The 12,486-nt window shown below is 68.0% G+C and carries 13 protein-coding genes; 6 read left to right on the forward strand and 7 right to left on the reverse strand.

What is annotated here, in order from left to right; genetic code table 11:
• Positions 1-34 precede the first annotated feature (34 nt).
• Positions 35-607 (reverse strand): NADPH-dependent FMN reductase, encoded by a 573-nt coding sequence (locus tag AC04MD_RS07205; RefSeq protein ID WP_475496613.1) that lies wholly within the window; start codon positions 605-607, stop codon positions 35-37.
• Positions 608-675: 68 nt separating this feature from the next.
• Here AC04MD_RS07205 and soxR point away from each other — a divergent pair, with 68 nt between their 5' ends.
• From soxR to AC04MD_RS07225, 4 genes are all read left to right on the forward strand, one after another.
• Positions 676-1,140, forward strand: coding sequence for a redox-sensitive transcriptional activator SoxR (gene soxR, locus AC04MD_RS07210; RefSeq protein WP_475496614.1), 465 nt, complete (start codon positions 676-678; stop codon positions 1,138-1,140).
• Between the two features lie 75 nt (positions 1,141-1,215).
• Positions 1,216-1,446 carry an SHOCT domain-containing protein gene (locus tag AC04MD_RS07215; protein WP_475496615.1) on the forward strand — a complete coding sequence of 77 codons (231 nt, stop codon included), beginning with the start codon at positions 1,216-1,218 and terminating at the stop codon, positions 1,444-1,446.
• A 41-nt stretch (positions 1,447-1,487) separates the two neighbouring features.
• Positions 1,488-1,997 carry a DUF2059 domain-containing protein gene (locus tag AC04MD_RS07220; RefSeq protein WP_475496616.1) on the forward strand — a complete coding sequence of 170 codons (510 nt, stop codon included), beginning with the start codon at positions 1,488-1,490 and terminating at the stop codon, positions 1,995-1,997.
• A gap of 12 nt (positions 1,998-2,009) precedes the next feature.
• A complete protein-coding gene (locus AC04MD_RS07225) occupies positions 2,010-2,600 on the forward strand; it encodes an HAD-IB family hydrolase (protein WP_475496617.1) in 591 nt (196 codons plus the stop codon).
• Between the two features lie 120 nt (positions 2,601-2,720).
• Here the strand turns inward: AC04MD_RS07225 and AC04MD_RS07230 are convergent, their stop codons facing one another.
• Complete coding sequence (locus AC04MD_RS07230) at positions 2,721-3,761, reverse strand: oxidoreductase (protein WP_475496618.1); 1,041 nt, start codon at positions 3,759-3,761, stop codon at positions 2,721-2,723.
• Between the two features lie 169 nt (positions 3,762-3,930).
• Between AC04MD_RS07230 and AC04MD_RS07235 the strand changes: the two genes are divergently transcribed.
• Positions 3,931-4,287, forward strand: a complete 357-nt coding sequence (locus AC04MD_RS07235) for a BON domain-containing protein (protein WP_475496619.1) — start codon at positions 3,931-3,933, stop codon at positions 4,285-4,287.
• Positions 4,288-4,398: 111 nt separating this feature from the next.
• A complete protein-coding gene (locus AC04MD_RS07240) occupies positions 4,399-4,947 on the forward strand; it encodes a lipocalin family protein (RefSeq protein ID WP_475496620.1) in 549 nt (182 codons plus the stop codon).
• Positions 4,948-5,101: 154 nt separating this feature from the next.
• Here AC04MD_RS07240 and AC04MD_RS07245 read toward each other — a convergent pair whose 3' ends face one another.
• The 5 genes from AC04MD_RS07245 to AC04MD_RS07265 form a co-directional block, all read right to left on the reverse strand.
• Positions 5,102-5,599 carry an acyloxyacyl hydrolase gene (locus tag AC04MD_RS07245; protein ID WP_475496621.1) on the reverse strand — a complete coding sequence of 166 codons (498 nt, stop codon included), beginning with the start codon at positions 5,597-5,599 and terminating at the stop codon, positions 5,102-5,104.
• Between the two features lie 170 nt (positions 5,600-5,769).
• The gene (locus AC04MD_RS07250; RefSeq protein ID WP_475496622.1) at positions 5,770-7,185 is read right to left on the reverse strand and encodes an efflux transporter outer membrane subunit; all 1,416 of its coding nucleotides are present in this window, start codon (positions 7,183-7,185) and stop codon (positions 5,770-5,772) included.
• A complete protein-coding gene (locus AC04MD_RS07255; protein ID WP_475496623.1) occupies positions 7,179-7,928 on the reverse strand; it encodes an SDR family oxidoreductase in 750 nt (249 codons plus the stop codon). The genes AC04MD_RS07250 and AC04MD_RS07255 overlap by 7 nt, the downstream gene beginning before the upstream one ends.
• Positions 7,929-7,959: 31 nt before the next feature.
• On the reverse strand, positions 7,960-11,130 hold the full coding sequence (locus AC04MD_RS07260) for an efflux RND transporter permease subunit (RefSeq protein WP_475496624.1): 3,171 nt from the start codon (positions 11,128-11,130) through the stop codon (positions 7,960-7,962).
• Positions 11,131-11,244: 114 nt separating this feature from the next.
• Complete coding sequence (locus AC04MD_RS07265) at positions 11,245-12,450, reverse strand: efflux RND transporter periplasmic adaptor subunit (protein ID WP_475496625.1); 1,206 nt, start codon at positions 12,448-12,450, stop codon at positions 11,245-11,247.
• Between the last annotated feature and the right edge of the window lie 36 nt (positions 12,451-12,486).

Raw genomic sequence — 12,486 nt, forward strand, 5'->3', positions numbered from 1 at the left:
CGCGCAGCGGGCGCGCCGGGGAAAACGTACCGGCTCAGCCGGCGGGATAGGGCCAGGCCGCCCGGGCCTGGCGTAGCGCATGGCCGTACCAGGCGAGCTGGTCCAGCATGCGGCGTGCGGCGCGTTCACTGGCATCGGCGTCGCGGGACAGTCCCGTGCCTGCGAACCGGTCCCAGGCCTGCGGGAAGTACACGCCATCGCGCACCGGCGTGGCATGCAGGCCACTGAACACCTGCCGCAACTGCTCGACGGCGCGCGTACCGCCGCTGAGCCCGCCATACGCGACGAAGCCGACCGGTTTAGCCTGCCAATGCGAGGCCACCAGGTCGATCATGTGCTTGAGCGCGGCGGGGTAACCGTGATTGTACTCCGGCACCACCACCACGAACGCGTCGGCGCGCCAGATGCGTTGTTGCAAATTCACCAGGTCCGTGCTCGGAACACCACCATGGCGATGGGGCAGGTCGAGCAGGGCGGGGTCGATGGCATCGACCGCATAGTCGTTGCGCCGGTCCAGCTGTGCCCGCAGCCACGCGGCCACGGTGTCGCAGAATCGGCCTTCGCGCGTGCTGCCGTACAGCAGGGCCAGGTGCAGCGGATCGGACATCGGGGAGGCGGCTTGCAGGAACGGGGAGGGCAGGGTAGAACCTCAACCATTCTTGAGGTCAATGCGCCATGCCGGGAAAACAGCATCCTCCCATCGAAACGGAGCTCACCGTCGGCCAGGTCGCCGCACGCGCGGGCGTCGCGGTGTCCACGCTGCACTTCTACGAAGCCAAGGGCCTGATCCACAGCTGGCGCAACACGGGCAACCAGCGCCGCTATCCGCGCGAGGTGCTGCGGCGCGTGGCGGTGATCAAGGTGGCGCAACGCACCGGCATTCCGCTGGCGGAGATCCAGGCCGCATTGTCCGCGTTACCCGAGAACCGCACGCCCACCGCCGCCGACTGGAAGAAGCTGTCTGCGCGCTGGCGCGAGGCGCTGGACGCGCGCATCGCCAGCCTCACGCGGCTGCGCGACCAGATGGATGGCTGCATCGGGTGTGGCTGCCTGTCGCTGAAGGTCTGCCCACTGCGCAATCCGTGGGACGAACTGGGCGAGGAGGGACCGGGCGCGCGCCTGCTGGAACCGGTGGACTGAGCGGTCGCGGGCGTGGTCCATCGTGGCTAGAATCGCAACGACCGGCAGGGGGTCGGCACCATAGGGAGCGTGTGCATGGGCGGCATCAGCATCTGGCATTGGATCATCCTGTTCCTGTTCTTCGTCCTGCCGGTGTGCGCCATCGGCGGCCTGGCCTGGTTCCTCATCCGTCGTGCGCGGGCTGCACCTTCGCTGGCACTCACGCCGGAGGCGCGCTTGCGGCACCTGGACGACCTGTTCGCCAAGGGCGTCATCACGCCCGTCGAGCATGAGCGGCAGCGCGCGGAGATCCTGCGCGGCATCTGAATGGTCCGTCGCTGTTCCCACGACACGTCAAGGAGATCGACATGAAGAAGTGGATGCTGCTCGCTTTGGTGAGTTTTCCCGGGATGGCGGTCGCATCGGACCCGCAGCCCGCCAGCGAAGCCTCGATCCGCGAACTGCTCCTGGCGACCGAAGCGGACAAGCTGCTGGACCAGGTGTACACGCAGATGATGTCGCTGTACGACCAGGAGCCGGGCGCCGAAGGTGGCGCGCCCACAGCGGATGACGTGCAGGCGCGGCATCGCCACGCCCGACTGTCGGCTTTTCTCAGGTCCGAGATGGGCTGGGATGCCATGGCGCCCGCATTGATCGAGGTCTACCGGAAGGTCTACACCGAGCAGGAAGTACGGGACATGCTGGCGTTCTATCGCACGCCGACCGGCCGTTCGCTGATCAGGAAGCAGCCGATGGTGATGCAGCATTCGATGGAAGCCATGCAGTTACGCATGAAGACACTCGAGCCCGCCATTCGCAAGCTCATCGAGGAAACTACACCCGCCCCGCACGGCAGGACGCGCGTCGAACGGCACTGAGCTTCGACGCCCATGGATCTCGCCCTGTTCGATTTCGACGGCACGCTGACCACCCGCGAGACGTTCCCCGATTTCATGCGCTACGCCGTGGCGCGTCCCCGGTTGCTGGCCGGTGGCGTGCTGCTGGCGCCAGTGGTATTCGGCTACCGGCGCGGCTGGGTGGCGGGCAATCCGACGCGGGCCAGCATCGTGCAGGTGGGCTTGCGGGGCGTGGACGCAGCGCGCCTGCGCACGCAGGGCGAGGCCTTCGCACGCGATGTGCTGCCCGGCGTGCTGCGGCCCGACGCGATGGCGCGGTTGCAGTGGCACCGTGAGCGGGGCGACCGCATCGTGGTGGTATCCGGCGGGCTGGATGTCTACCTGGCGCCGTGGTGCGCGACGCAGGGCGTCGAACTCGCCTGCTCCGTGTTGGCCGAACGTGGTGGACGCATCACAGGCTACGCCGGGCCGCAATGCGTCGGCGAGGAAAAGGTGCGTCGCGTGCTGGCGCTGTGCGATCCGCAGGCCTATACCGCCATCCATGCCTACGGCGATACGCATGAGGACGAGGCGATGCTGGCGATGGCGCATCACCGGACGTACCGCGGGCAGGCGGTGACGTAGTTGTAGGAAAGGGGGTGGGAGCGACGTCAGTCGCGATGCTTTGCCCTGATGGTTCGGATTCGTCGCGCTATCGCGACTGACGTCGCTCCCACATTTCTTTCCGGTTGCTGCTGGCGTGGCTCATTCCCACGGGATCTCACGCCGCTCCTCACTGCTCTGTACGCCCAGCTCGATGAGCCGCATGACATCGAGCGCCTGCTGCGGCGTCACGGGGACGGGATGCCCGAGCAGGATCGCGTCGCGCATGCCTGCGTAGTAGCGACGGTAGTCGCCGGTCTCGGCATGGGCGACCTCGGCGACGAGTCGGCCATCGCGTTCCCGCACCCGCTCGCCGGCGCGCGTATCCATGCCCCAGCCGGGCGCCCCCGGCGTTACGCCGGCCCGCAGCTGGTCTTCCTGCACGTCCAGCCCGTGCTTGAGATAGCTGCCACGCGTGCCGTGCACCGCGAAGCGCAGGCCGTTGCCGGCGACGAGCGTCGAGGCATGCAGGATCGCGCGGTGGTGGGGATAGCGCAGGGTGACGTCGACATAGTCCGCGGCCTGTGCGCCATCGCGCAGGCACGCGATGTCGGCGGTGATCGCCAGCGGCAGCCCGAACAGGTGGACGGTCTGGTCGAGCAGGTGCGGGCCGAGGTCGTACCAGAGTCCGCCACCCGGTTCGTCGCGTTCGCGCCAGCGATCCTGCACCACCGGACGGAAGCGGTCGAAGTGCGAATGGAATTCCGCCACGCGACCGAGTTCGCCATCGGCGATCAGCCGCTGTACGGTCAGGAAGTCCGCGTCCCAGCGTCGGTTCTGGAACACGCTGACCAGGCGGTTGGACGCATCCGCCGCGGCGATGACCTCATGCGCTTCCTGCAGGGTGACGGTGAACGGCTTGTCGACGACAACATGCTTGCCTTGGGCCAGGGCCGCGATCGCGAGTGGCGCGTGCGTGCCGTTCGGCGAGGCGATCACCACCAGGTCCACGGCGGGATCGGCGAAGACGGCGTCCGCATCCGGCGTCACCGCGACATCGGGCCAGTCGGCGCGCACCTTGGCGGCATCGCGCGACACCACCGTATGCAATACCAGGCCGGCGGTGGCCTGGATCAGCGGTGCGTGGAACACCTTGCCGACGAAGCCATAGCCGACCAGTGCGACCTTGAGCGGAGTATCCATGCGCAGCGTGTCCGTGGGCAGGACGCCATGGTACTGCACGCGCCGCGTTGATCCGGTGTGCACGTGCATGAATCGCGTGCAACACGGGCATGAACGGAGTCGCATTTTTCACGCGTGTTGTACGCAATGGCGCCGACACTCGTTCCGCAACACGACTAGGAGAAAGATCATGAAGCATCTGCATACCCGTTCGTTGCTCGCCGCCTCGCTGTCGGCGGCCCTGCTGTTCTCTGCGTCGCACGCCATGGCGGCGGACAATCCGCCGAACGAGCCGGAAGAGAATGCGCAGAACGATTCCAACCAGCCGGTGACCGACACCTGGATCACCACCAAGGTGAAAGCCGATCTGCTGGCCACCGAGAACGTGTCCGGCCTCGACATCAAGGTCGAGACCGTCGATGGCGTGGTGACGCTGTCCGGTGCCGTTGGCAACAAGGCACAGAAAGACAAGGCGATCGCCGTCGCCAAGCAGATCAAGGGCGTGAAGTCGGTCGAGGCCAGTGGCCTGACCCTCGCCGCCAAGTAACTCGCAAACGCAGGTTGTGGCACGGAGCGGGTGCATCCCAACGCAGGGTGCATCCGCTCCTCTGTCTGGCGCGTATGCGGTTCGCGAATTCCATGGCCAAGGAGTATGTCGATGCGCCGCCGATACCTGACCCGTTTGTCCGCTGCCGCGCTGCTGGCCTGCGCGGCGCTGTCCGCACACGCGGCCGAACCCGTCACGTCGGTGCCGCAGCTGGACATCTCCCGCGATGCCGGCCAATGGCATGAGATCGCGCACCTGCCGATGTTCTTCCAGCGGCAGTGCGTGGGCGACATCACCGCGCGGTATTCGCTGGATGCGGCGGGCAAGATCGGTGTGCTCAATGCATGCAGGACCAAAGACGGCAGCATGGACCAGTCGCAAGGTGTCGCGCGTCCGGTGGAAGGCCACCCTGGCCGGCTGGAAGTGCGGTTCGCACCCGGCTGGCTGTCGTGGGTGCCGATGGTGTGGGCCGATTACTGGGTGATCGCGCTGGACCCGGACTACCAGTGGGCGATGGTCGGCGAGCCGGATCGCGAGTACCTGTGGATCCTGTCGCGCGAGCCGACCATGGACCGCGCGCAGTTCGACCGGCTGAAGGCGAAGGCCGAGGCGATGGGATACGACATGAAGCCGCTGATCATGGCGGCGCCATTGCGGTAGGCAGCATGTTCCGCTGTTGTAGGAGCGACGTGAGTCGCGACCGCACGGCGTGAGTGCCGACGTGTTGTCGGAAGTCGCATACGGACAGGTGCCGGTGTGCTTGTTCTTCCGGTCGCGACTTACGTCGCTCCTACAGAAAGCGGCAATGCCCCGGTTACAGCCTGCGCGTATACCGGAACTGCAGGAAGTTCTCGCCCGGGTTCGGGTTCTCGATGCGCGCGTTGGAGAAGTGCTGGAAGCGCAGCGACCATTCGTGCTGCCGGTCGGCGCCGAACTGCTTGCCGATGGCGATGTGGTCGCCGAAGTTGAAGGTGGTGCTGAATTCCTTCGAGCGCGTGTTGTACTTGGGGAAGATCACGTTCACGCCGATACCGCCTTCGACGAACCAGCCCTCGCGCCAGCCGTTCGGGCGCCAGCGCAGCGCCGGGGTAAAGCCGACCTGGGTGCTGTTCTCGCTCTCGCTGTGCCAGCGGGCGACCTCGCCCTGCCACTGGCCGCTGACGTGGCCGTAGCGGTACTGCTTCTCCCAGCGCCAGTCGCGGCTGGCGCCGACGGTCAGCGACTGGGCGTCCTCGGCCACGCCGCCCTGCACGTACCAGGCGGTGCGCGGTTCGGTCGCCATCGCCTGCGTGCCGGCCACGGCCAGCAGCATGCCCAGCGCCAGCCGGGACGCGACGCGGGAGAGTGGGGAGGGGGGGTGGGAAACAGCGAGGGGCGAAAGAAGATGTACAACGGGCACGGACGACACTCGATCAGGGATGGGCTGCGCCCGTGGGCGCAGCATGCAATGCAACAACGGAAAGACGGCGTGACGGCGTCGGATCAGGGCAGCGCCGCCAGCGCGGGGGCCACGTCCTGTTCGCCCCAGCCGCCCAGCGACTTGTAGATCGTCACCACACCGACGTTGACGCCAGCCTCGGCCTGCGCCAGCGCATCGTCCGCCGCGAGTTGCGTGCGTTGTGCGTCCAGCAGGGTGAGGAAGTCCGACGAGCCGGCACGATACCGGACTTCGGCCAGCTCTGCTGCGCGGCGGGCGGCAACGGATTGTTCCAGCCTGAGTTTCAGCTGGGCCTGCTGCTTGGCATAGGACAGCAGTGCGTTCTCCGTTTCCTCCAGCGCGCCCAGCACGGCCTTCTCGTACTGCGCGGCCACGCCGTCGGCCTGCGCCTCGCTCGCACGCAGCCGCGCGCGGACGCTGCCCATGTCGAACGCGGCCCAGCTGATCGACGGCGTCACCTGCCAGGCGCGGTTGTCGCCGTTGACCAGGTTGCCCCAGCCGCCGGAGAGGAAACCGATGAAGCCGCGCAGGCTGACCCGCGGGAACAGGTCCGCCGTCGCCACGCCGACGCGGGCGGTGGCGGCCGCCAGGCGACGCTCGGCCGCACGCACGTCCGGCCGCTGGCGCAGCAGTTCGGTGGTGTCGCCGATCGGCAGGGCCTTGGCGAAGGCCGGTGCCTCGCGCGGGACGAGCAGCGTGTCCAGTTCGCCTGGTCGCTGGCCGACCAGCACGGCCAACCGGTGGCGCGACTGGCCTTCGGCCGCTTCCAGCATCGGCACGTCGGCCTCGACCGCGCGCACCCGGGCCAGGCTGCTCTGCACTTCCAGCTGGCTGCCGGCGCCGAGGTCGAAGCGCGATTCGGTCAGGCGCTGGGTCTCGCCCAGCGTCTGCAGGATGCGCCGCGCCACGTCGAGCCGCTTCTGCGTGCCGCGCAGCTCGAAGTAGTTGCGCGCCACTTCCGCGGCCACCGTCACCTGCATGGCCTGCAGGTCGTTGCGCTGCGCTTGCAGGTCCGCATGTGCGGCCTCGGCGCTGCGGCGCACGCGGCCGAACAGGTCCAGCTCCCAGGCGGCGTCGAAGCCGGCGGAATAGCTGTCCGTTTCCACGCGGCCCTGGCCGTCGACCGGCTGCTTGGTGCGGGTGCCTTCGACGCCCATCGTGACGTGCGGCGCCAGGTCCAGCCGGCGTTCGGAGAACACCGCGCGGGCCTCGTTGACGCGCGACACCGCGATGCGCACGTCGAGGTTGGCCAGCAGCGCTTCGCGCACCAGCTGGTCGAGCACGGGATCGTCGAACTGGCTCCACCACGCGGCGACCGGATGGTCGGCCACGTAGTCGACGGCACCGGCCTGCTGCAACGTGGCCGGTGCCGTCTGCGGGGCCGCGTAATCCGGCCCCACGGTCACGCAGCCCGCCAGCAGCACGGCGGCGACGCCGAGGACGAGCGGACGGATCACCATGGCAGCACCTGGTCGAAGTAGTAGTAGCCACCGGTCGGGCCGTCGTTGTCGATCAGCGCCAGCTGCACGCTGGTGCGCGCGCCTTCCGGCACGGACAGCTCGCCGTTCTGCTGGTCGCCCGACTTGTTCATGTCGGTCTGCACGTAGCCCGGGTGGATGGTGTTGACCTTGATGCCGGTGTCCTTGAGCTCGTGCGCCAGGTGGATGGTCCACGCGTTGACCGCGCTCTTGGACACGTTGTACGCCGGCACGCCCTTGAATCCGTAGATGAAGGACTCCGGGTTCTGGTGCTCGGACAGCGAGCCCAGCAGGCTGGACACGTTGACGATGCGGCCCGCGTTCGACTTGCGCAGCAGCGGCAGGAAGGCCTGGGTGGTTTCGATCAGGCCGAACAGGTTGGTGTCGAACGTGGTGCGCCACGTGTCGAGCGACTGGCCGGACACGCCCTTGGTCGCATCGTCGACCAGGATGCCGGCATTGTTGACCAGGATGTCGAGACGGCCGTGGCGCTGCTCGACCTCCCTGACGGCGGCGGCGATGCTGGCCGGATCGGTGACGTCGAGCGCGATGGCTTCGACGGGCAGGCCCTGCGACTGCAGGTCCAGCACGGCTTCGACGGCCTTGTCGCGGTTGCGGCCGGCCAGCAGGGTGTGCACGCCGGCCTCGGCCAGCTGGCGCACGGTCTCGCGGCCGATGCCGCGGGTGGCACCGGTGACGAGGGCGATCTTGGAAGAAACGTTCATGGCATGACCTCGTTGGAGTAAAGGAATTGAATCAGGCGTGTGTCGTCGCCGTGTCGGCGGCGGGAGCGTGGGAGACCAGCGGCTTGTTGGCCAGCTTGCGCAAGGCCACGTAGAACACCGGCGTCAGGAACAGGCCGAACAGGGTGACGCCCAGCATGCCGGCGAACACCGTGATGCCGGTGACTGAGCGGACCTCGGCGCCGGCACCGCTGGACAGCACCAGCGGCACGGTGCCGGCGATGAACGCCACCGACGTCATGATGATCGGACGCAGGCGCAGGCGACAGGATTCCAGTGCTGATTCGATGATGCCCTTGCCCTGCAGTTCCAGTTCGCGGGCGAACTCGACGATCAGGATGGCGTTCTTGCACGCCAGGCCCATCAGCACCACCAGGCCGACCTGCACGAACACGTTGTTGTCGCCACCGACCAGCCACACGCCGGCCAGCGCCGACAGCAGCGTCATCGGCACGATCAGGATCACCGCCAGCGGCAGGGTCCAGCTTTCGTACAGCGCGGCCAGCACCAGGAAGGCCAGCAGCACGGCCAGCGGGAACACCACCAGCGCGGCCTTGCCCTGGGTGGCCTGCTGGTAGCTCAGGTCGCTCCAGCCGATGCCCATGCCGGTCGGCAGCACCTGCTGTGCCAGCTCGGTGACCTTTGCCATCGCCTCGCCGGAGGACAGCACGCGCGGGTCGGCGTCGCCCAGCAGGTCGGCGGCCGGATAGCCGTTGAAGCGGATCACCGGATCGGGGCCGTAGGTCTGCTTGATGTTCACCATGCTGCCGACCGGCACCATCTCGCCGTTGGCGTTGCGGGTGCGCAGGTTGGCGATGTCCTCGACGTTGTCGCGGAACGGACCGTCGGCCTGGGCGATCACCTGCCAGGTGCGGCCGAACATGTTGAAGTCGTTGACGTAGGCCGAACCCAGGTAGGTCTGCAGCGTGTCGAACAGTTCCGTCAGCGGCACGCCCTGGGCCTTGGCCTTCACGCGGTCGACCTCGGCATCCAGCTGCGGCACGTTGGCCTGGTAGCTGCTGATCGGGAAGCCCAGGCCCGGCGTCTGCGACGCGGCGCCCTGGAACGCCTGCACGGCATTCTGCAGTTCACCGTAGCCCAGCCGCGTGCGGTCCTCGACGAACAGCGACCAGCCTGAGCCGTTGCCCAGGCCCTGGATCGGCGGCGGCATGAAGGCGAAGGTGAAGCCTTCCTGGATGCTGCCGAACTTCTGGTTCAGTTCGGCGGTGATCTCTTCGGCGCTGCGCGAGCGTTCGTTGAACGGCTTCAGGGTGAAGAACACCACGCCGTTGTTGGGCGTGTTGGTGAACTGCAGCGGGTTCAGGCCGGGGAAGGCGACCTCGTGCTCCACGCCTTCGACCTTCATCGCGATGGCGGCCATCTTCTTCAGGGTGGCGTCGGTGCGTTCGATCGAGGCGCCTTCCGGCATCTTCACGCCGGCGATCAGGTACTGCTTGTCCTGCACCGGGATGAAGCCGGCCGGCACCGCGCGGAACATCAGGCCCGCGCCGACCAGCAGCACCGCGTACACCAGGAACACCGCGCCGCGACGGCCCAGCGTGCGGCCCACCGCGCCTTCATAGCGCTCGGAGTTGCGCTTGAAGAAGCGGTTGAACGGACGGAACAGCCAGCCGAACAGGCCATCGATCACGCGCGAAAGGCGATCCTTCGGCGCGTCGTGCGGCTTCAGCAGCTTGGCGGCCAGCGCCGGCGACAGGGTCAGCGAGTTGATCGCCGAGATCACCGTGGAGATGGCGATGGTGACCGCGAACTGCTTGTAGAACTGGCCGGTGACGCCAGTCAGGAACGCCATCGGCACGAACACCGCGCACAGCACCAGCGCGATCGCGATGATCGGGCCGGAGACTTCCTTCATCGCCAGGTGCGCGGCTTCCAGCGGGGTCGCGCCATGCTCGATGTGGCGCTCGACGTTCTCCACCACCACGATGGCGTCGTCCACCACGATGCCGATCGCCAGCACCAGGCCGAACAGCGTCAGCGTGTTGATCGAGTAGCCCAGCAGGTGCAGCACGGCGAACGTACCGACCACCGACACCGGCACCGCCAGCAGCGGGATGATCGAGGCGCGCCAGGTCTGCAGGAACAGGATCACCACCAGCACCACCAGCAGCGTGGCTTCCAGCAGCGTGGTGATCACCGACTTGATCGAGTCGCGCACGAACACCGTGGTGTCGTAGATCGACTGGATCTCGACGCCCGGCGGCAGGGTCGGGCGCAGCTCGTCCATCTTGGCCACGACGGCATCGCGGATCTCCAGCGCGTTGGCGCCGGGGGCCTGGAAGATGCCGATGGCGGACGCGTTCTTGCCATCCAGTCGCGCGCGCAGAGTGTAGTCGCCGGCGGCCAGTTCGATGCGTGCCACGTCGGCCAGGCGCACGATCTCGCCGTCGCTGCCGCTCTTCAGCACGATGTTGCTGAATTCCTCGACGCTCTCAAGACGACCCTTGGCGTTGATCGGCAGCAGGAAGTCGCTGCCGTTCGGCATCGGTTCGGCGCCGAGCTGGCCGGCCGAGACCTGCACGTTCTGCTCGCGCACGGCGCGCAGCACGTCACCGGCGGTCATGCCGCGCGCGGCCACCTTGTCCGGGTCCAGCCACAGGCGCATGGCGTAGTCGCCGCCGCCGAACTGCTGCGCGTCGCCGACGCCGGGGATGCGCGCCAGTTCGTCCTTCACGTGCAGGCGCATGTAGTTGCGCAGGTAGAGCGAGTCGTACTTGCCGTCGCTGGAGGTCAGGTGGACCACCATCAGGAAGACCGGCGACTGCTTCTGCGTGGTCACGCCCTGGCGGCGCACGTCCTCGGGCAGGCGCGCCTGCGCCTGCGCCACGCGGTTCTGCACGCGCACCGCGGCCTCGTCCGGATCGGTGCCCGGCTTGAAGGTCACGGTCAGCGAGAGCACGCCATCGGAGCCGGCGACGGACTTGATGTACATCATGTCCTCGACGCCGTTGATGGCTTCTTCCAGTGGCGTGGCGACGGTTTCGGCGATGACCTTGGGGTTGGCGCCCGGGTACACGGTGCGCACGACCACCGAGGGTGGCACCACTTCGGGGTATTCGCCGATCGGCAGCAGCGGGATCGAGATCAGGCCGGCGGCGAAGATCACGATCGACAGCACCGCGGCGAAGATCGGCCGGTCGATGAAGAAACGGGAGAAGTCCATGGGTGGATTTCCTGGAGTGGAGATGCAGAGGGCTCGCCACGGCCCGTGCGGGCCGTGGTTGGATCGTGGATTGCGTTGGATGCCGTCCCCGCCTGCGCGGGGACGGTGCCGTGCTTACTTCATGGCGACCGCGGCGGCCGGCGCTTCCGCCGCGCCCATCGCCACCGCCTTGGCCTGCACCGGCATGCCGGGGAAGAACACCTTCTGCACGCCGGTGACGATGACCTTGTCGCCGGCGGTGAGGCCCTGTTCGACGATGCGCAGGCCGTCGGCCATGCGGCCGATCTTCACGTCGCGGCGTTGCGCCTTGCCTTCCTTGTCGACCACGTAGACGTACTTGCGGTCCTGGTCGGTCAGCACGGCCTTGTCGTCGACCAGCGCGGCCTTGAACTCGCCGCTGCCGAGCAGGCGCACGCGGGCGTACAGGCCCGGCGTGAACGCGCGGTCGGCGTTGTCGAGCACGGCGCGCGCGCGGATGGTGCCGGTGCTGCGGTCGACCTGGTTGTCGAGGAAGTCGACCGTGCCCGCGTGCGGGAAGTCGGTTTCATCAGCCAGCGCCACCTGCACCGGGACCTTGCCGTCGCGTTCGCTCGGGCGCTCGCCCTTGCGCGCCATCTCGGCGTAGCGCAGGAAGGCGCGCTCGTCGGCGTCGAAGTGCACGTGCACCTTGTCCAGCGACACCACCGTGGTCAGCACGCTGGCGGCATCGCCGGCGCTGACCAAGTTGCCGGCGGTGACCAGCGCGCGGCCGGCGCGGCCGTCGATGGGTGCGCGCACCTGCGTCCATTCCAGGTTGAGGCGGGCGGTTTCCACCGCGGCCTGTGCGGCGGCGACGTTCGCCTGCGCCTGGTCGGCGTTGGCGCGGCGCTGTTCGTACTCTTCGGTCGACAGCGCCTGCAGGTCGGCCAGGCGCTTGGCGCGCGAGGCCTCGCTGCGGCCGAGTTCGGCCTGGGTGCGGGCACGTGCCAGTTCGGCCTGCGCACGCGCCAGTTCGGCACGGTAGCTGCGGGCGTCGATGGTGAAGAGCACGTCGCCCTTCTTCACTTCCTGGCCTTCGGTGTAGACGACGCGGTCGATGTAGCCGGACACGCGCGGGCGCAGGTCGACGTGTTCGATGGCCTCGACGCGGCCGCTGAATTCATCCCACTGGCTGATCGACTTGACCGGCACGGCGGCGACGCTGACCTCCGGCGGCGGGGGCGCGCCGTTCTCGGCGGCCTGGCCGCTGCAGCCGGCCAGTACGGCGATGGCGAGGGCACTGAACGCGGCGAGCGCCAGCAGGCGCTGCGTACGCGGAGAAGAAGTGGAGTGCGTGTTCATGGGTGGTGGTCTCTTTGGGGGAGAGGAGGAAACGGG

It is taken from the genome of Pseudoxanthomonas sp. LjRoot206 (assembly GCF_056175725.1).

What these genes read in the sequence shown, in the direction of transcription:
- AC04MD_RS07215 (WP_475496615.1), top strand. Translation starts at nt 1,216, where the DNA reads ATGGGCGGCATCAGCATCTGGCATTGGATCATCCTGTTCCTGTTCTTC.
- AC04MD_RS07245 (WP_475496621.1), bottom strand. Translation starts at nt 5,599, where the DNA reads ATGCTGCTGGCCGTGGCCGGCACGCAGGCGATGGCGACCGAACCGCGC.
- AC04MD_RS07255 (WP_475496623.1), bottom strand. Translation starts at nt 7,928, where the DNA reads ATGAACGTTTCTTCCAAGATCGCCCTCGTCACCGGTGCCACCCGCGGC.
- AC04MD_RS07220 (WP_475496616.1), top strand. Translation starts at nt 1,488, where the DNA reads ATGAAGAAGTGGATGCTGCTCGCTTTGGTGAGTTTTCCCGGGATGGCG.
- soxR (WP_475496614.1), top strand. Translation starts at nt 676, where the DNA reads ATGCCGGGAAAACAGCATCCTCCCATCGAAACGGAGCTCACCGTCGGC.
- AC04MD_RS07225 (WP_475496617.1), top strand. Translation starts at nt 2,010, where the DNA reads ATGGATCTCGCCCTGTTCGATTTCGACGGCACGCTGACCACCCGCGAG.
- AC04MD_RS07230 (WP_475496618.1), bottom strand. Translation starts at nt 3,761, where the DNA reads ATGGATACTCCGCTCAAGGTCGCACTGGTCGGCTATGGCTTCGTCGGC.
- AC04MD_RS07265 (WP_475496625.1), bottom strand. Translation starts at nt 12,450, where the DNA reads ATGAACACGCACTCCACTTCTTCTCCGCGTACGCAGCGCCTGCTGGCG.
- AC04MD_RS07260 (WP_475496624.1), bottom strand. Translation starts at nt 11,130, where the DNA reads ATGGACTTCTCCCGTTTCTTCATCGACCGGCCGATCTTCGCCGCGGTG.
- AC04MD_RS07235 (WP_475496619.1), top strand. Translation starts at nt 3,931, where the DNA reads ATGAAGCATCTGCATACCCGTTCGTTGCTCGCCGCCTCGCTGTCGGCG.
- AC04MD_RS07250 (WP_475496622.1), bottom strand. Translation starts at nt 7,185, where the DNA reads ATGGTGATCCGTCCGCTCGTCCTCGGCGTCGCCGCCGTGCTGCTGGCG.
- AC04MD_RS07205 (WP_475496613.1), bottom strand. Translation starts at nt 607, where the DNA reads ATGTCCGATCCGCTGCACCTGGCCCTGCTGTACGGCAGCACGCGCGAA.
- AC04MD_RS07240 (WP_475496620.1), top strand. Translation starts at nt 4,399, where the DNA reads ATGCGCCGCCGATACCTGACCCGTTTGTCCGCTGCCGCGCTGCTGGCC.